This is a genomic window from Vibrio crassostreae 9ZC13 (genome assembly GCF_000272045.2).
In the GTDB taxonomy this organism is placed as follows: domain Bacteria; phylum Pseudomonadota; class Gammaproteobacteria; order Enterobacterales; family Vibrionaceae; genus Vibrio; species Vibrio crassostreae_C.
In genome coordinates this window covers 315,258-333,405 of sequence record NZ_AJYZ02000042.1, presented here as the reverse complement: position 1 = coordinate 333,405, position 18,148 = coordinate 315,258, and the positions used below count along the sequence as shown (strand labels likewise).

Genomic DNA, 18,148 nt, shown 5'->3' with positions numbered 1-18,148 from the left:
GGTGTGGTTAATTGATATAAATCAAAGTAATCACAAGTGAGCATTGAATGATTACTTTTGATTGGTAAAGTCTAGTTCGTGAGCAAAACTAGAATCATCACATCCTACAAATCATTAAAATTAAAAATAAATCAGGGGTAAAGATATGGAATTCTTATACGATATTTTCTATATTTTTTACAGTCAGGTAATGACCAAAGCACCGTTGCTACTCGGTCTTGTTACTTGTCTCGGCTACATCCTTCTAAAACGTGACGCAACAACTGTTATCTCCGGCTCTATTAAAACCATCGTTGGTTTCATGATAGTGCAGGTAGGTGCAGGAACATTGGTAGCGGGTTTTAAACCGGTTATTGAAAAAATGAGTGAAATACATGGATTAACGGGATCGGTAATCGACCCGTACACCTCCATGATGTCCACCATGGAAACCATGGGCGACAACTACTCTTGGGTTGGGTATGCAGTATTACTGGCTCTTGGGCTAAACATTCTACTTGTTGCCTTCCGACGTATTACGGGTATCAGAACCATCATGCTGACTGGGCATATCATGTTCCAGCAAGCTGGCCTCATTGCTGTTTTCTACTTCGTGCTTGGTGCAGGTATGTGGGAAACCATTATTTATTCAGCAATATTGATGGCGTTGTACTGGGGTATCTCCTCAAACATCATGTTCAAGCCGACTCAAGAAGTCACTGGTGGTGCGGGTTTCTCGATTGGTCACCAACAACAGTTTGCTTCATGGGTAGCCACCAAGGTTGCACCGAAGCTTGGCGACAAGAACGACAGTGTTGACCACATCAAACTGCCTAAGTGGTTACACATTTTCCACGACAGTATCGCTGCAACAACGTTAGTAATGACTGGCTTCTTCGGCATTATTCTTCTTTCGTTCGGTCTTGATAACCTTCAGGACATGGCAGGTAAAACGCACTGGTTTATCTACATTTTTGAAACTGGTTTGAAATTCGCTGTTGCCATTCAAGTCATCGTTACTGGTGTTCGCATGTTCGTTGCGGAACTGTCCGAGGCATTTAACGGTATTTCTCAACGCCTTATTCCTAACGCTGTTTTAGCAATCGATTGTGCTGCTATTTACGCCTACTCTCCTAACGCAATGGTATTTGGTTTCATGTGGGGCGCAGTGGGTCAATTCACCGCTGTTCTTGCAATGCTAGCGTTTGACGCACCAATCATGATCATTCCTGGCTTTATCCCAATGTTCTTCTCGAACGCCACTATCGGTGTGTTTGCTAACCACTTTGGTGGCTGGAAAGCGGTGATGAAGATCTGTTTCGTGATGGGCATCATCGAAGTGGTTGGCTCTGCGTGGGCAATCCATATCTTCGCTCAATCAGGTACTGAGTTTAATGGCTGGATGGGCATGGCTGACTGGGCTCTGGTATTCCCACCAATCATGCAAGGTATCTCAAGCTCTAGCATGTTCTTCTTTGTGATTTTGGCTTTGGCTGGCATCTACATGTACTTCGCTTCTAAGCAACTACGAGCTGAAGAAGACGCAGAAGCTGCTGCTGAAACAATGACCGCAGTAACGCCTGAAGGTATTGAGGTTGAAGTCGCGGTTCCACAACAATCGACAGCAACCGCTGAAGCACCATCTGTTTCAACAACGGCAGCTTCTACAACATCAGAAACTCGAATCTCACCAGCCGCTGACCAGAAACCGGTTCGTGTCTTAGTGTGCTGTGGCTCAGGACAAGGTTCTTCAATGATGTGCTCTAAGAAAATCAAAGAGTATTTGGACAAGAAAGGCATCCCAAGCTCGACCTTTAACAGCGCCATCACTGATTACAAATCACACCTTGGTTCATTCGACATCATCGTTACTTCGGTTGCTCTTGCAGCGAAGATCACGGGTCTGCCGGAAGGTAAGCAACAGTTAGCGGTTAAGAACATGATTATGGTGAAAACTTTCGGCGACGAACTTGTTTCCATCATCGAGAACAACTTCCATAAATAATTAAAAACGGCTCAGTGGTGTCGCACTGCTGAGCCAATAAAAACAATTATATAAGTGAGCAATAACATGAACTTAAAAGAATCTCTTATCAAGAATAACTCTATCCTACTGAACGCAAAAGCAGCTGACTGGAAAGCGGCGATCAAGCTTGGGACTGATGCATTGGTGAAAGCGGGTATTGCAGAAGAGCGTTACTACGACGCGATTACCAAAGCGATTGGTGAAGAAGGCCCTTATATCTGTATTCACGATGCGTTCGCACTGCCACATTGCCGCCCTGAAGACGGTGTTATTCGTACTGGGTTTGCGCTAACCGTGCTTGAAACGCCAATTACGTTTGAAGGTGTTGATGAGCCTGTAGATGTGCTGATAACACTAGCGGGTAAGGACTCAGAAGAGCACATCGAAGGCACCATGCAAGTGGCGAACTTGATTGAATTCGATGAAGACTTCTCAAAACTTCGCGCGTGCAAAAGCCCAGAAGAAGTGGCGCGTTTAATTGATGCTGCATTGCTTCAAGCGGAAGCGGCGTAAGGAGGCAACGATGTCTAAATATAGCCAATTGAAACAACGTGTTTTAGAAGCCAATTTGCAACTTCCGAAATACGGTTTGGTGACATTTACTTGGGGTAATGTCTCTGAGTTTGACCGTGTTAACGGAGTGATAGCGATTAAACCATCAGGTGTCGAATACAGTGATATGACGGCTGAAGACATGGTGGTCGTCGATCTCGAAGGCAAGGTTGTTGAAGGGAAACTCAATCCTTCAAGCGATACCGCAACGCACTTAGAGCTCTATAAAGCTTTCCCTGAAGTGAGTGGCATTGTTCACACGCATTCACGCAGTGCCACCATTTGGGCACAAGCGGGTATCGACATCCCAGCCTTAGGCACCACTCACGCTGATTATTTCTACGGTGACATCCCATGTACACGTCGATTGTCTCACTCTGAAATTTCTGAAGAGTACGAGAAAAATACTGGCTTGGTGATTATTGAAGAGTTCAAGCAACGTCGAATCGATCCAATGGCCGTTCCAAGTGTGATTGTTGCAGGACATGCGCCGTTCTCTTGGGGCAAAGATGCCAACGACGCCGTTCATAACGCGGTGGTATTAGAAGAAGTGTCGGCAATGGCGTTGGCAACGCGCACCTTGAATAGCGGCATCAAAATTCAGCCAGAACTATCCGACAAACACTACTTACGTAAGCACGGTGAAAATGCTTATTACGGCCAACAGTAAATCGGATTTCGTTTAAGTAAGTCGTTTCTATTCGAAGTAGCTTCAATATTGATTAGGCCCGACTTCAGGGAATAAGTAGAGGACTCTATGTATAAAGTGCTGGCGTTAGATCTCGATGGAACCGTGTTAAAGGATGATCACACGATTCATCCAGAAGTAAAAAAGGCGATTCAAGAAGCCAAACAAAGTTGTCACGTCATGATTGTTACTGGCCGACACCACACAGCAGCACGACCTTACTATTACGAATTGGGGCTAGATACTCCAATCATCTGCTGTAACGGCACTTATGTTTATGACTATCAAACTGAAACGGTATTGACTCAAAACGCCATAGAGAAAGATAAGGCACTTACTTTCATTAACATGGCTGACGAGTTTCAGCTCAAGATGGTGATGTATATAACTCATGCCATGACGTACTCACAGTACAACCCATTTGCCTACATGTTGGCATTGGAAAGCTGGGCTGAAACGGCACCAGAGCAACATCGCCCACAAATTTACCAAGTGGAATCATTCATAGAAACAGCTCAACAAGCTGAACACGTTTGGAAGTTTGTGGTAGAGGGGAGCCAAGATTCCGTCGACCGTTTGATGCAACACCCATGGATAGGAGAGAACTTCAACGGTGAGCGTTCTTGGTCAAACCGAATCGACTTTGCTGCAAAAGGTAACAGTAAGGGCCTACGCCTTGCTGAATACATCGCAGAACTCGGTTATCACGCCGATGACGTCATTGCCGTCGGTGATAACCACAACGACATATCCATGATTAAGTACGCCGGATTCGGTGTAGCGATGCTCAATGCTGATGACATCGTCAAATCACACGTTCAACGCGTGTGCTCAACAGATAACAACCATGATGGCTTAGCCCGTCTAATACGTGAACAAATTAAAGGATAACAACATGACTAAACCAATGATTCAGATCGCCCTAGACCAAACAAATCTTCCTGCCGCAATTGAAGTGGCAAACAACGTTGAAAGCTTTGTTGATGTGATTGAAGTGGGCACTATTTTGGCTTTTGCTGAAGGGATGACAGCGGTTTCTACCCTTCGTAAAAACCACCCAGACCATATCCTTGTGTGCGATATGAAAACCACCGATGGCGGCGCAATTTTGGCTCGAATGGCATTCGAAGCGGGTGCTGATTGGATAACCGTTTCTGCGGCTGCACACATCGCAACCATTGGTGCGTGTAAGAAAGTCGCTGACGAATTTAACGGTGAAATACAAATCGAAATTTACGGCAATTGGACAATGGACGATGCTCAATCTTGGGTCGACCTAGGTATCTCTCAAGCTATCTATCACCGTTCTCGTGACGCTGAATTAGCTGGTGTGGGCTGGACTGAAGAAGATCTTGTGAAGATGCGTGCATTGTCTGAAATGGGCATCGAGCTTTCTATCACAGGTGGCATCGTGCCTGAAGACCTTTACCTATTTGAAGGCATTAAAGCGAAAACCTTTATTGCAGGTCGCGCACTTGCGGGTGAAAAAGGTAAAGAAACAGCAGAAGCACTAAAAGCTCAGATCGACCGTTACTGGAATTAGGAGGCGTTATGTACCAAAACTTATTACGCCACCGAGTAGGGCTTTATGAGAAGGCCCTACCTAACGAACTCAGCTGGGAAGACAAACTGGCAACAACCAAAGAGCTCGGCTTTGATTTTCTTGAGATATCGGTAGATGAATCAGACGAGCGCCGTAGCCGTTTGGATTGGAATGACGATGAAGTGTATGTCTTACGTCGCCTGTGTGAAAAGCATGGTGTAGCGCTGCAATCCATGTGTTTAAGCGCGCATCGCAAGTTCCCATTTGGATCTGCAGATCCGGTGATTCGTGAACAAGCGGCTATCCATATGGAAAAAGCGATCTCACTCGCTTACAAATTGGGTATTCGTACCATCCAATTGGCTGGGTATGACGTTTACTACGAGCCTGCGGATAAGGTGACTCACCAGAGGTTCATTGAAGGCATGAAGCTTTCTGCGCAGTTGGCGGAAAGGTCGGGCGTTATGCTCGCTGTGGAGATCATGGATACCGATTACTTGAACTCTTTGAGCAAGTTTGAAGTGCTGAGTCGTGAAGTCAATTCACCGTATTTCACGGCGTATCCAGATGTGGGTAATATCTCCGGTTGGAATTACGACATAGTGACGGAACTAAAGTTGAGCAAGCCTCATATCACTCAGATCCACCTCAAAGACACTTATAAAGTGACTGACGAATACAAAGGTCAATTTCGAGACTTAGTGATTGGTGATGGTGAAGTCGACTTTAATGCCATTTTTGAAACATTGAAAGAAACGGAGTGTGTCGTACCACTCGTGATTGAGATGTGGGCTCAAGATGAGCGTTGGAAAGAGAATATTCTGACGGCACAAAAGCGTTTGAACGAGGTATGTGTGCAAACGGGTGTTCCGATGTTGTTTGACCACTAGCTCTACTTAGAATGATTAACCCGTTTCTCTTTGCGTTCTCAATGCTCCTAACGAAAAGAGAAAATGCAGCATATTGCCCCCCAATATGCTGCATTTTTATATCAACATGTCGCTCTAAACTGTTGAAGCTGAGGTTATGTCAATTTCGAAATAGTGGCTGTTCTTAAACAGCGATAGTCACATGATCACGGCCTACTTCAGCCATCTTAATTAGGTAGTCCGTATGGTATTTCTTCTTGATGACGATTTGGCTACCGATTTCAGCAACAATCTTTACCACTTCCAACGCATCAGAAGGATGCAATGAAGAGTCTTTTGAAATTTCGATATTAACGCCTAAATTTGCCAATTTGATGATGTCGCTAGAATGCATGATGATGTCCAAGATGTTTGATTTTCGTGGACTATACCATCTTCAATTTATGCAACTCTACTCTGCCTATCCTAAAATTTCGGTCGATGCTCTCAATCTATGATTCCAATATGTAAGTAGTAGATCTAACTCACAAATTGCGGGTATCAATAACCTCAATGTGAGGGTGACGTTATGTGCTTAGTATTTACTTTATATACTGCCCCTATTAAGTGATTGGCTTGCTGATCTTCAATAGGGGCATTTTTGGATCGGGCACTCATCAAAACTAATATTCTTTTGGATCTCTCAGTATGAAAATTGTTATTGCACCAGACTCGTTTAAAGAATCTTTATCGGCTGTATCGGTGGCGGCGTGTATTGAAAAGGGCTTTCGTGAAATCTTCCCTGACGCTGACTATGTGATCTTACCTTTGGCCGATGGCGGTGAAGGTACGGTAGATGTATTACTGCAAGGCTTAGCAGGGCAAAAGCGAACACATCAAGTTGAAGGGCCGTTGGGCGCATTGGTTAATGCTGAATGGGCGATGTTAGAACCATCGGAGCATAACCAGAACAAAACGGCATTGATTGAAATAGCTGCAGCATCGGGCTTGGATTTATTGAAACTAGAGCAGCGTGATCCTTTGGTTGCTTCTTCATTTGGCACAGGGCAATTGATTTTGGAAGCGATAGAGCAGGGTGCTCAAACCATCATTCTTGGATTGGGTGGCAGTGCAACTAATGATGGTGGTGCGGGTATTGTTCAAGCGTTAGGTGGGACACTGTTAGATAATGCAGGGCAAGAGCTTAACCGAGGTGGTGCTGCACTTGCAGAACTCGCATCAATAGATCTTACCGGCTTAGATTCGCGCTGTGCAGATGTCGAGTTGATTGTGGCGTGCGATGTTGATAATCCATTGTGTGGTGACAACGGTGCTAGCCACGTATTCGGCCCACAAAAAGGGGCGACACCTGACCAAGTCTTGATACTGGATAAGGCGCTAGCGAGTTTTGCTCAAATCGCTGAATCGCAAGGTTGTGTTGGTGGTGATGACCCCGTTCACAAGCGTACTGGTTATGGCGCGGCTGGTGGTGCTCCAATGGGGCTTGGTTTGTTGTTTAACATGCAGATTAAACCGGGTATTGAGATGGTGCTTGATGTTTTGCAAGCCGATGAAGTATTGAAAGGCGCAGATCTTGTGATTACCGGCGAAGGGCAGATGGACAACCAAACGCTACAGGGGAAAACACCTTACGGCATTGCCAAACGTGCGAGCTTACAAGGTATTCCCACCATAGGAATTGCAGGATCTTTAGGTTCTGAAGTCGAAGCCTTATATGGTGAAATGAGCAGCTTGTTTGGTACAGTGCGCTCTCCTCAGTCACTCGAGCAAGTACTGCGAGAAGCTGAATTGAACCTAACCAGAACGGCGAGGAACATTGCCTCAACTCTGAGGTTAGGCCATGCCATTTTTAAATAAACCGAAGTTATACATAGGCTTATTCGCAGTGAAGTTCAATAGGTTTCATAGATAACAACGATAAATATAAACGATTATATTTTCTGCCAACTCAGGTCTATTCTTTATCCATATTGTTTTAGTGGTTTTTAAAGTATTGAATCCACTTAAATCTAAGATGTGGCAACGATGCGATATCTTTAACCTTAAGGAATAGACCATGAGTAAAAAACTGACCACAGCTGCGGGTTGTCCTGTCGCTCATAACCAGAATGTTCAAACGGCGGGCAAACGTGGTCCACAACTTCTTCAAGACGTTTGGTTTTTGGAGAAATTGGCCCATTTTGATCGTGAAGTGATTCCAGAGCGTCGTATGCACGCGAAAGGCTCAGGTGCTTACGGCACATTTACCGTTACACACGACATCACAAAATATACCAAGGCAAAACTATTTTCTGAAATAGGTAAAAAGACCGACCTGTTTGCACGTTTTACGACAGTTGCGGGCGAGCGTGGCGCGGCTGATGCAGAACGTGATATCCGTGGTTTTGCATTGAAGTTCTACACTGAAGAAGGTAACTGGGACATGGTGGGTAACAACACGCCAGTATTCTTCTTACGTGACCCTCTTAAATTCCCAGATCTAAACCATGCGGTTAAACGTGACCCGCGCACAAACATGCGCAGCGCGAAGAACAACTGGGATTTTTGGACCTCTCTACCTGAAGCACTTCACCAAGTGACCATCGTAATGAGTGACCGTGGTATTCCTGCGACTTACCGTCATATGCATGGTTTTGGTAGCCACACGTTCAGCTTTATTAACGCAGACAACGAGCGTTTCTGGGTTAAATTCCACTTCAAATCTCAGCAGGGCATTAAGAACTTGTCTGATGCAGAAGCAGGACAATTGATCGGTAATGATCGCGAGAGCCATCAACGCGATTTGCTAGACAGTATCGACAATCAAGACTTCCCGAAATGGACGCTGAAAGTACAAGTGATGCCGGAAGCGGATGCAGCGAAAGTGTCTTACAACCCGTTCGATCTTACTAAGATCTGGCCACACGCGGATTACCCGTTAATTGAGGTGGGTGAGTTTGAATTGAACCGTAACCCACAAAACTTCTTCGCTGAAGTTGAGCAGTCGGCATTCAACCCTGCAAACGTGGTTCCGGGTATCAGCTTCTCACCAGACAAGATGTTACAAGGTCGTTTGTTTGCTTATGGTGATGCGCAGCGTTACCGTTTGGGTGTTAACCATCAGCATATCCCAGTGAATGCACCTCGTTGCCCAGTACACAGCTACCACCGTGATGGTGCGATGCGTGTTGATGGTAACTTTGGTAGCACATTAGGTTATGAGCCAAACAACGAAGGTCAATGGGCAGAGCAACCAGACTTTGCAGAACCAGCATTGAACCTAGATGGTGCTGCAGCGCACTGGGATCACCGCGAAGATGAAGATTACTTTTCGCAACCGGGTGACCTGTTCCGTCTGATGACGCCAGAGAAACAAGCGATTCTGTTTGATAACACTGCTCGTAACCTAGGCGGCGTTCCTAAAGAGATTCAACTACGTCACCTAAGACACTGTTACAAAGCTGACCCTGCATACGGTGAAGGCATTGGTAAACTGCTTGAAATCGACGTGAGCGAATTTAAGTCGTAATCAATCATCTTGATTCGTTAATTGAAAGGCCGTTGAGTGAATCACTCAACGGCCTTTTTTGATCTCGCTGTTTATTAAGCAACCCTAAATCATTGAAAAATTTAATAATCCACATTGATAGTTTTTACCTATCGAATTGATAAATCTATCCCATTATCTTTGTAAGAGTGATGGGATTATTCTACGACTATCAGTTTATAAAGTAGAAGAGTTTGAGATGAATAAGAGCGCATTAATCGTTGAAGGTGGAGCAATGAGAGGCATTTTTGCTGCCGGAGTTTTAGACGCCTTTATGCAAGACGATTTCCGTCCTTATGACTTTGCCATCGGCGTATCTGCAGGTGTGTCGAATCTGGTTGGCTACTTATCTCATGCACCAAAACGCAGTTATGATGTGATCACCACGATGGCGACGGATAAGACCTTCTTTAACCCTGCTCGCTTTGCCAAGGGCGGTAACTTAGTGGACGTTAAGTGGTTATGGAACGAATCCAATCAACGTTATCCGCTGGACTGTGGCGAGCTATTTTCAAGTATCCCACTCATTGCTGCTGTCACAAATGTCGATACGGGCAGTGCAGACTACTACCATATTAAGCCAGAAAACCTTTCTAATGTTGTTGAAGCAACAACGGCTTTACCTATCGCTTACCGTGAAACTCCGTGTTTCTCTGGTGGCTGTTATACCGATGGCGGTGTAGCCGATTCGATTCCGGTTCGTGAAGCATATCGCCGTGGCGCACGCGATATTACCGTGATTCTGTCTCACCCATTGAGCTACCGAATGAAGCCTCAAAAGCACCAATGGATGCTGAAGAAACTATTAAAGAAATTCCCAAATATTGCTGAATCGATGGCGGTGCGTGCTGAAAACTACAACCAGTCTCTGGAGTTCATTCGTAACCCACCCAAAGATGCGACCATTAAAGTGATAGCGCCGCCAGAAGCGTTCGCAGTAAAGCGTTTAACTATGGATCAAAGTACTCTTAATGCAGGTTATGAGATGGGCATTAAAGCGGGTGAAGAGCACCTTGCCATTCGAAAAGGCGTGTATGGTTTAGACACCGAAGATTGTCATTTCTGCGTCTAGGAACGTTTTTAGGATACTGGATAAACGACAAAGCCACGCTGTTCACTTCAGAATAGCGTGGCTTTGTATTTGTAGACCTAGTTTGTTTTTAACTCAGTCTGCTATTAACTCAATTAGCGATTAAACGAGTTCGTTACCGCTGGTGTTGCCAGCAAAGAAGGCATCAACACTGGTGAGCGTTGTATTGGCGATGTTGAACAGAGCATCTTTGGTCAAGAAAGCTTGGTGACCTGTGAACAATACATTGTGACAAGCAGATAGGCGACGGAATACGTCATCGACAATCACATCGTTAGATTTGTCTTGGAAGAACAGCTCTTTCTCGTTGTCGTAAACATCAAGACCAAGCGCGCCGATTTTGCTTTGTTTGAGCGCTTCAATCGCTGCGGTTGAATCCAGCAGTTCACCACGGCTGGTGTTGACGATCATCACGCCATCTTTCATCTTCTCAAATGCCGTTGCATCCAATAAGTGGTAGTTCTCTTTACTCATCGGACAGTGCAGAGAAATCACATCAGACTCTTGGTAAAGTTCGTCGAGTTCAACGTATTTAGCGCCTAACTCAACAGCTAACGGGTTTGGATATGGGTCATAGCATAAGATATTCATGCCTAAACCCTTCAGAATTCGCATCGTCGCTAGGCCAATCTTACCCGAGCCAATCACACCGACCGTTTTACCGTGGAAGTTAAAGCCAACTAACCCCTCAAGAGAGAAGTTCGCATCACGAGTGCGTTGGTATGCCTTGTGTAGTTTACGGTTCAAACACATCATCATGCCAACCGTGTGCTCTGCTACTGACTCTGGTGAATAAGCAGGAACGCGTACCACTTGCAAGCCAAACTCTTTGGCTGCGTCTAGGTCGACCTTGTCAAAGCCCGCACAGCGCATCGCGATTAACTTGGTGCCGCCTTGAGCAAGAATCTCTAACACGTCTCGCGATAGGTCATCGTTTACAAACGCACAAACCACTTCGTTGTCGTGCGCCATTTTTGCTGTTGTTGTGGTGAGTCGAAAATCGTGAAAATGAAACTCAGCGTTGAGTTCGCCTTTTGCCAGTTCGAATGATTTTTCGTCGTATGATTTTGAGCTAAAAAAAGCAATGTTGAGCATGGCTTCCTCTCTTACCTAAAATATAAATAACCCACTAATTCATTCTCTGAAACGGGATTAAAACAAGGGCATGTTGACCTTTCGCGGTTAAGTTTTGTTCGAGATAAAATCGTTTTAATCGCGACGAGAGGTTTGCCGCCTAGTCATTCTAAGCAAAACCCTCTCAACAAAGAGTAAAACGATTTTAGCCGAACCCTTCGGGCAGTGTTTGTGGTTCCTTTCTACAGCGTTATCGAATTCTCATGTAGGCGAGCTACACGTCGAATTCTCTGCCTTGTATAAATAACCCACAAACGGCTGCAAAAATCAGCTCGATAGGTCAACATGCCCTACAACTCTGTTCAGTGTGCTAGAGTTTTTTTCTCTTGTCTATCACCATTAGTCATTGTAATTGCTATGGTTATTTGATCTTTTGTCTTCACTTATTGAACATTAAAAATCACATTACGAGGTTGCTTGCTTATAAGTTCATCAATATTGAATGAATCTTACTTTCGGGTGTGGAACGTTGAATTTTCCAGTGTGACGGAATACGTAAATGACTCATATAAAACCTCTTCTCTAACTGTTCTTTGAAAGTTGTGCTTCTGTCTAACGAGTGGCGGTTGTTATTTACCAGTAGTTCTCACTGCTGAATTGACCGGGTTTTCTGCGTAAGTGCTTTTCGAAACCTAAGCTAGTTAGCGCTTCGCTTGTGTCACGAACCATTTGCGGATTGCCGCAAAGGTAGAAAAAACTGCGGGTTTGATTGAAAGCGACAGACGCGGCTTGCTCGAGGTCGCCTCCAAGTAACAAATTTGGGATTCGTCCGCGCAAAGTTCCGGTAACTGATTCTCTAGAAATAATTGGCACATATTTAAGTCTCCCTTGAAAGTGATTAACGAGTTGAGTGATACGATCTCGATAAGTCAGGTCTTGCTCTGTTCTTACAGCATGCACTAGAACCAGATTCTTGAATGAAGAGGCTTTGTCTGAAGCCAACTCATTTTGCTGTATCTGCATGCTCTCAAGTATTGAGATAAATGGGCCTACCGCGGTTCCGGTTGAAAGCATCCATAGATCGTCGGCGATCTCTGGGATCTCATCTAATGTCATAAAGCCACTTGGGTCTTTCCCGACAAAGATGTCATCACCAGCTTGCAATTCGTGAAGTTGAGGCGAGAGCTGACCGTTCTGATCCTTAATAATCAAAAACTCTAGATGCTGATGTCCTTGCTCATGCTCTGGTGCATTCACCATAGAATAAGCGCGTCTCACAAACTCACCTTCGTTATTGAGCAAGCCAAGCTTAGTAAACTGACCTGCCTGATAAGAAGAGACAGGTGCACTAACCTGGAGTGAGAACAATTGATCTGTCCATTCTGTTTTGTTTAGGACTTTGCCTGTAACTAAACCATGAGGAATATCTGTCATATCATCCACCTTTAAGAAGAGAAGTTATCTCATTAAGGATACTCAACTATTTACACTTTAGAGTTGCATGTACCACGCCAATAATGAGAATGCTTATCAATACTGATTGAAGGTTAATTATTGGGTCGAATGTTGTCAAAAAGACAATATACTATTTGAGTCCAAATGACTCGTACATGTGTTTTTGGTTTCGTTTTAATAGACTTTAGCTGGTTGAACATCGTTAACATAGGTTGAGTGGTTTGACCCCTAGGATATTCAATCAATTACTGAAGAGAATAATTTATAGATGCGTATAATGGCGGCTTTCGTTCTCAATATAACTGTGTTTTATGCTTGATAATCTTCGTATGGCCTTGAACGTATTGTTCGTGACCATTAATACTGCATTCACCGCATTGGCTGTGAGCCTGTTTGCCCTAATCAAACTTATTTTGCCAATTTCTGTCGTTCAAAAATCATGCACTCGCTTAGCTAACTTCACATTCTGGTGTTGGGCTTCTCTTAATTTATGGATGTTGAACGCCAATAACGATATCGAATGGCAAGTGGAAGGGGGGGAAGATATTTCGACCAAGCAGTGGTATTTGATGATGTCTAACCACCTAAGCTGGGCAGATATTGTGATTTTGTCTTCAATCCTAAAAGACAAAATGCCGATGACGAAGTACTTCTTGAAACATGAATTGTTGTACGTACCATTTGTTGGCTTGGCCTGCTGGGGCTTAGATATGCCATTCATGAGACGCCACTCTCGTGAGTTCCTATTACGCAACCCAGAACGCCGTAATGATGATTTTAATGCAATCAATAAAGCGTGTACTAAGTTCAAATTAGCACCGACAACATTGGTTAATTTTGTTGAAGGGACTCGTGCAAACCACGAGAAACTGGCGTCAGCAAAGACCCCTTATCGCCACTTATTGAAGCCGAAAACTGGGGGCGTGGCATTTGCTTTATCTGCAATGGGCCCAATTTTGGATGGCATCGTGGATGTGACCTTAGCTTACCCTGAAAACCAAACCTCTCCGTTTGAAGATATGCTGAAGGGCAAAATGACTAAGGTCGTTGTGCGTATTAAATTGCATCCAATGGATGAGAACGTGAACGGTAATTACTTTGAAGATAAGGCTTTTAAACGTCGCTTCCACAATTGGTTGAACAGCACGTGGAAAGAGAAAGACGTCTACCTTGATACGGTTTATGGGGTTGATAAGCCTTCTGAGGTAGAGACAGTTGACGAGCCTGATGTGGCTTATAAGAAACAAGAACAGTAAGCTAAAACTGAATCGATAGCATTAATAAAGCCGATAGCTCATTGAACTATCGGCTTTTTTATTAATTTGACTTTCTTAATATTCAAACCATTAAGTTAGTACTTACTATGGCTTAACCGCCTGGTAAGCATCAATAATATGCTTTACTTGGCTAGGTTTGCCTTGCTTCTCTTGTCCTTGATGGATACGTAAGTAGTGCTGCAATGTTTTGGCTTTGTATTGCTGTGATACCTTCACTTGTTCATCACAACTTGGTGTCCAGATCTTGTCACCGACGTTTGATATCTCGCTAACGGTTTGGCTCTTTTCTGAATCACCGCGACTATTACTCACCAATAAAATCTCGTAGTAACGACGGTTCTCTTCAATCAACACTTCATCAATAAGACCAAAATGGATCGCCTTTAAATGGCTTCTCAACTCGAATTGCTGATGCACCGGACAAAGCAAGAAATCGATCGCTTTGTCTGGGTGTTGACGATGAATATCATCGACGAGCTTTTGAGTAAGATCGCCACCGACACCCGCAATAATAACTAGGTGTTTGCCTGTATGTTTCTCAAGCGGAATAGCGGCGACATCCATGCAGTAGACTTGCCATTGGCTGCTAACCGTTTGTTCGGCTCTGTTATCTTGCGGAAAGTAGCGCGTTAGCTTGCCTTCAAGCTCACTCATCAGAGACGGGACAATGTCGACAAAGTGAATCTGAGGCGCTTTATTATCCGATAACAGTTGAACACCCAAAAAGCCATGATCACAGCAACAGTCCCAAATATGCTGGTAGTCATTGCTGACAAGGGAGTGGAGAGTTTGCAGTCGGTTACTTAGCTTCATAAGGTTCGCGTCGTTAGAAAAGGGGTGTTGTCTTATCGAAGGCGCATTGTAATGACTTTCTAGAAAAACAAAAGCATCTAGGGTATGAATCCTAGGTGCTTTGTTTTCATCGGTATCCAAGTAAAGGATAAAGTGAGCTTGTTAGGACAACCTATGAAGCCTTTGCAACAGCCCTGATGTGGCCTTCAACTCGATTTTTTCCAAGCTGTTGAGCAATCAACTTTGCTTGCTCCGCCAGTGCTAGAGCTGTATCTGGCTCTCCCTCTATTTGTGAAAAACCGACACTCACGCCTAAAGAGAGGCTGATGTCTGGCGTCACAATAGTTTTCTCTGCTACGCCAATTCGGCACTGGTCTAGTTGGAGCTTGGCGTCGTTGCCGTCGTTTGCTTTAAATAATACTGCGAACTCTTTGCCTCCAATACGAGCAAGGCATAGTCCTTTAGGCTTCGGAAAGTACGAGCGTAGTGCTTCTGCTGTCAGCTTGATCATCTTGTCACCCACAGCTTCACCATAAGCACGGTTCACGTGGTCAAAATTATCGATATCAAGCAGTGCAACATAGGTGTCGGGCTCGCTCACGTAGTTTTCGATAGTGATGCTGAAACTGCTTTTATTGTCTAACTGCGTCATCAGGTCTTTGCTACTCAACTGGTGCTGAAGCAGTAAGTTGGACAGTGAGACTTCCGTGTAATCTCTGATCATACGCAGAATACTCTGGCTGATCGGTAAGTTTGCGTTTACGTACAACACTGCGATCAACTGCTTGCGAGAGTGCAAAGGAATACAGTAATGACGTTGGTGTATTTTGAGTTTACACGCCAGTGGATCGGCGTACTTACCACTTCGGTAAGCCATAGTGTCCGGTGTAAATCGCTCTGCAAGGGCTTTGTCACAATGTACCGTGGATTTGTTTCCGTGATAGTCGATGGTACTGAATGCGTGGTTCTCAAGCTGATAGAGACAGAATTGAATGCCTTTTTGGTAGGTGAAACTATCCAGTATGGATTTTAACTCTCGCTTAAAGCTTACAAGGTCATCGACTTTATTCAGTTGCGACAAGGACACGTTCAAACGATAAGCCAAATAGTTTGCGCCAATCCACAATAGAAGCAGTGAACCAAGTACCAAGCCAGTTAGCGTAAATTGGTGTGAGCTGGTTAAGATATCGTGGCGATCGGTGCCCGCAATGAACACCCAATTTAAGCTGTTGTCTGCGTCAAATACCGATATTTTGAAGTTATCTTGATAGTAGTATTCATGTTTACCCGCCAATTCACCTTGAGATAGTTGGTGGCTTATCCCTGCATGGAAGCTGATGGATTTAGAACCGATACGCTGTGGATCCGGGTGGAATACCAGTCGCTCTGTTGCTCTGTCTACAACAAATACATAGCCATTATTAAGCGTTTTTAAATCTCTTAAACCTTGCGTGGTATGCATTAAATCAAACTCAATCCATATTTCTTCGTTGAGCTTTTCTGCAGTGTGTTTAACGGCGAAAACCCATCGTCCATCGGCTTTTTGGTAAACGGAAGAGATGTAAAAATCTTCTACAACACCGTCTATTGAATGCCATTGTATTGTGGCGATTTGTTCATTGGAAAGAGGAAGGCCACGAGTGGAGACATAATGTTGGGAGTTAGGTTGGTATCGAACGATATCGGAGAAATTTGGTGTTCTTCTTAGAATATTATCACTCAATTCTCTGAATTTTTTATCACCGATTGGAGCCGTTTTAGGCAAGCCTAGACTGGTTTCTAAAAAATAGAGTTTGCCGAATGTGGCTTCGATGTTGGAACGAATGGTAGAGCTTGCGATACGAATGTTTGATGATGATTGTTCTGTTGCTGCTGTTTCTACTTTTTCAAGCTGAGTCATAGCAAGATAGAGCATCCCTCCAGTTAATAAAATAATGTATGGTTTAAAAAGCCGAATTAATGTTTTAGGTAAAGCCATGATATCCAAAGACGTTATAGATTCATTTTTATAGTACGGCAATACTAAACAGTTTCATTAACCACATCAATGCAAATGATTCCATATGGATGAATGATTTTTGTGATATTCAGCTAACAAAAAAGCCAGCTGTAAATATAACTGGCTTCTATGGTTTTCGGTGTTTTATTAAGCTGACTAAGCTTTTGCTTTAATCAAATCAGCCTGATCTGGCGAATAGTGCAAAATTGCCATCGAAGTTGGTGACAACAACATTTCACCTTCTGCATGACCGGGTTTAACGTTTCGCAAGTTGGTATCACAGATGGTTACCCAGTTTTGTTCACGGTCATTCGGTAACGAGAAACGTGCTGGCGCATTGGTTTGGTTGATAAGATAAATTAACTCGTCGCCATCTTTACCAATACCTAAATGCAAAGCGACTGAGCTTAAGCGGTTCCAGTCGTCATGCTCCATAAGTGTGCCATCGACACGGCTCCAGAAGATGCGGTTAGAGTTACGCTTTTCGCCACTGAATGCCTTAATAAACGGCACCATGTATTGCTGACGAGCAGAGATCATTTCAGATAACCAAGTCTTGAAGTAAGTCTTGCGCTCTGAATCTTCCCAGTTAAGCCAGCTGGTCACGCCATCTTGGCAGTAAGCGTTGTTGTTACCTTTTTGAGTATGAGATAACACATCGGCCGTCAAAATATGAGGAATACCAAAAGCAAACAGCAGGCTCGCCATGAAGTTGCGTTTCTGCTTTTCACGTGTTGCGATAACTAACAGGTTTTCGGTTTCACCTTCAACACCGTAGTTTTCAGAACGGTTATCACCATGCCCATCGCGGTTATTCTCACCATTTTCTTCATTGTGCTTGTGCTTGTACGAGACAAGGTCCTGCATGGTGAAGCCATCATGGTAAGTGATGTAGTTGACGGTGAGTTTGTAAGGCCAGTGCGCTGCACTGTAGATATCACGAGAGCCCATTAGGCGTGTAGCAAACTCTTTTAGGTAACCCTGATCACCGCGCCAGAAGCTACGTGTGATGTCTCTCAGCTTGTCATTGCATTCATTCCAACCAAGCGGGAAATTACCCACTTGATAACCATTAGGACCAATATCCCACGGCTCTGCGATTAACTTAGTTTCTTTAAGTACAGGGTCTTGAGCTACGGCTTTAAAGAAAGCAGCCTCAGGGTTGTAGTTGTCACCTTCGCGCCCCAGTGTCGCTGCCAAGTCAAAACGGAAGCCGTCGACTTGGAATTCACTCACCCAGTACCGAAGTGTATCCATCACTAAGTTGAGTGCAGGTTG

15 protein-coding genes and 1 pseudogene are annotated in these 18,148 nt (G+C 44.2%); 10 read left to right on the top strand and 6 right to left on the bottom strand.

From position 1 onward, the window contains the following. Positions 1-145 precede the first annotated feature (145 nt). From A136_RS20220 to A136_RS20195, 6 genes are all read left to right on the top strand, one after another. Complete coding sequence (locus A136_RS20220; protein WP_017060920.1) at positions 146-1,984, top strand: PTS ascorbate-specific subunit IIBC; 1,839 nt, start codon at positions 146-148, stop codon at positions 1,982-1,984. A 66-nt stretch (positions 1,985-2,050) separates the two neighbouring features. Next, positions 2,051-2,518: a PTS sugar transporter subunit IIA gene (locus A136_RS20215; protein ID WP_017064004.1), complete on the top strand. Its 468-nt coding sequence runs from the start codon at positions 2,051-2,053 to the stop codon at positions 2,516-2,518. Between the two features lie 10 nt (positions 2,519-2,528). Beyond that, entirely contained in the window at positions 2,529-3,227 is a 699-nt protein-coding gene (locus A136_RS20210; RefSeq protein ID WP_017064003.1) for an L-ribulose-5-phosphate 4-epimerase, read from the top strand. 87 nt (positions 3,228-3,314) lie between these two features. Next, a complete protein-coding gene (locus A136_RS20205) occupies positions 3,315-4,136 on the top strand; it encodes a pyridoxal phosphatase (protein WP_017064002.1) in 822 nt (273 codons plus the stop codon). Positions 4,137-4,140: 4 nt separating this feature from the next. After that, positions 4,141-4,788, top strand: a complete 648-nt coding sequence (locus tag A136_RS20200) for a 3-keto-L-gulonate-6-phosphate decarboxylase UlaD (RefSeq protein ID WP_017064001.1) — start codon at positions 4,141-4,143, stop codon at positions 4,786-4,788. Between the two features lie 8 nt (positions 4,789-4,796). Then, entirely contained in the window at positions 4,797-5,678 is an 882-nt protein-coding gene (locus A136_RS20195) for an L-ribulose-5-phosphate 3-epimerase (protein WP_017064000.1), read from the top strand. A 163-nt stretch (positions 5,679-5,841) separates the two neighbouring features. On the opposite strand, the gene A136_RS20190 is transcribed toward A136_RS20195, so the two are convergent. Next, positions 5,842-6,051: a hypothetical protein gene (locus tag A136_RS20190; RefSeq protein WP_017063999.1), complete on the bottom strand. Its 210-nt coding sequence runs from the start codon at positions 6,049-6,051 to the stop codon at positions 5,842-5,844. A gap of 293 nt (positions 6,052-6,344) precedes the next feature. Between A136_RS20190 and A136_RS20185 the strand changes: the two genes are divergently transcribed. The 3 genes from A136_RS20185 to A136_RS20175 all read left to right on the top strand — a co-directional run bounded on the left by A136_RS20185 (position 6,345) and on the right by A136_RS20175 (position 10,255). Further along, positions 6,345-7,514 carry a glycerate kinase gene (locus A136_RS20185; RefSeq protein ID WP_017063998.1) on the top strand — a complete coding sequence of 390 codons (1,170 nt, stop codon included), beginning with the start codon at positions 6,345-6,347 and terminating at the stop codon, positions 7,512-7,514. 199 nt (positions 7,515-7,713) lie between these two features. After that, positions 7,714-9,165 (top strand): catalase, encoded by a 1,452-nt coding sequence (locus A136_RS20180; protein ID WP_017063997.1) that lies wholly within the window; start codon positions 7,714-7,716, stop codon positions 9,163-9,165. Between the two features lie 217 nt (positions 9,166-9,382). Further along, positions 9,383-10,255 carry a patatin-like phospholipase family protein gene (locus tag A136_RS20175; protein WP_017063996.1) on the top strand — a complete coding sequence of 291 codons (873 nt, stop codon included), beginning with the start codon at positions 9,383-9,385 and terminating at the stop codon, positions 10,253-10,255. Positions 10,256-10,375: 120 nt separating this feature from the next. Here the strand turns inward: A136_RS20175 and A136_RS20170 are convergent, their stop codons facing one another. Further along, complete coding sequence (locus A136_RS20170) at positions 10,376-11,368, bottom strand: 2-hydroxyacid dehydrogenase (RefSeq protein WP_017063995.1); 993 nt, start codon at positions 11,366-11,368, stop codon at positions 10,376-10,378. Between the two features lie 612 nt (positions 11,369-11,980). Continuing rightward, positions 11,981-12,781 (bottom strand): ferredoxin--NADP reductase, encoded by an 801-nt coding sequence (locus A136_RS20165; protein WP_017063994.1) that lies wholly within the window; start codon positions 12,779-12,781, stop codon positions 11,981-11,983. A gap of 332 nt (positions 12,782-13,113) precedes the next feature. On the opposite strand from A136_RS20165, the gene A136_RS20160 reads away from it, so the two are divergent. Beyond that, positions 13,114-14,058, top strand: a complete 945-nt coding sequence (locus tag A136_RS20160; RefSeq protein ID WP_017063993.1) for an acyltransferase — start codon at positions 13,114-13,116, stop codon at positions 14,056-14,058. Between the two features lie 105 nt (positions 14,059-14,163). On the opposite strand, the gene A136_RS20155 is transcribed toward A136_RS20160, so the two are convergent. From A136_RS20155 to A136_RS20145, 3 genes and pseudogenes are all read right to left on the bottom strand, one after another. Continuing rightward, entirely contained in the window at positions 14,164-14,892 is a 729-nt protein-coding gene (locus tag A136_RS20155; RefSeq protein ID WP_017063992.1) for a tRNA (adenine(22)-N(1))-methyltransferase, read from the bottom strand. Between the two features lie 151 nt (positions 14,893-15,043). Next, positions 15,044-16,786 (bottom strand): sensor domain-containing diguanylate cyclase, encoded by a 1,743-nt coding sequence (locus A136_RS20150; RefSeq protein ID WP_029235180.1) that lies wholly within the window; start codon positions 16,784-16,786, stop codon positions 15,044-15,046. A gap of 240 nt (positions 16,787-17,026) precedes the next feature. After that, positions 17,027-18,148, bottom strand: a pseudogene (locus tag A136_RS20145) (glycogen debranching enzyme); the annotation flags it as partial.

Excerpts from the sequence above, each read along its gene's own strand:
- A136_RS20220 (WP_017060920.1), top strand. The coding sequence starts at position 146 with ATGGAATTCTTATACGATATTTTCTATATTTTTTACAGTCAGGTAATG.
- A136_RS20160 (WP_017063993.1), top strand. The coding sequence starts at position 13,114 with ATGCTTGATAATCTTCGTATGGCCTTGAACGTATTGTTCGTGACCATT.
- A136_RS20180 (WP_017063997.1), top strand. The coding sequence starts at position 7,714 with ATGAGTAAAAAACTGACCACAGCTGCGGGTTGTCCTGTCGCTCATAAC.
- A136_RS20200 (WP_017064001.1), top strand. The coding sequence starts at position 4,141 with ATGACTAAACCAATGATTCAGATCGCCCTAGACCAAACAAATCTTCCT.
- A136_RS20150 (WP_029235180.1), bottom strand. The coding sequence starts at position 16,786 with ATGCTCTATCTTGCTATGACTCAGCTTGAAAAAGTAGAAACAGCAGCA.
- A136_RS20165 (WP_017063994.1), bottom strand. The coding sequence starts at position 12,781 with ATGACAGATATTCCTCATGGTTTAGTTACAGGCAAAGTCCTAAACAAA.
- A136_RS20210 (WP_017064003.1), top strand. The coding sequence starts at position 2,529 with ATGTCTAAATATAGCCAATTGAAACAACGTGTTTTAGAAGCCAATTTG.
- A136_RS20170 (WP_017063995.1), bottom strand. The coding sequence starts at position 11,368 with ATGCTCAACATTGCTTTTTTTAGCTCAAAATCATACGACGAAAAATCA.
- A136_RS20195 (WP_017064000.1), top strand. The coding sequence starts at position 4,797 with ATGTACCAAAACTTATTACGCCACCGAGTAGGGCTTTATGAGAAGGCC.
- A136_RS20215 (WP_017064004.1), top strand. The coding sequence starts at position 2,051 with ATGAACTTAAAAGAATCTCTTATCAAGAATAACTCTATCCTACTGAAC.
- A136_RS20190 (WP_017063999.1), bottom strand. The coding sequence starts at position 6,051 with ATGCATTCTAGCGACATCATCAAATTGGCAAATTTAGGCGTTAATATC.
- A136_RS20175 (WP_017063996.1), top strand. The coding sequence starts at position 9,383 with ATGAATAAGAGCGCATTAATCGTTGAAGGTGGAGCAATGAGAGGCATT.
- A136_RS20185 (WP_017063998.1), top strand. The coding sequence starts at position 6,345 with ATGAAAATTGTTATTGCACCAGACTCGTTTAAAGAATCTTTATCGGCT.
- A136_RS20205 (WP_017064002.1), top strand. The coding sequence starts at position 3,315 with ATGTATAAAGTGCTGGCGTTAGATCTCGATGGAACCGTGTTAAAGGAT.
- A136_RS20155 (WP_017063992.1), bottom strand. The coding sequence starts at position 14,892 with ATGAAGCTAAGTAACCGACTGCAAACTCTCCACTCCCTTGTCAGCAAT.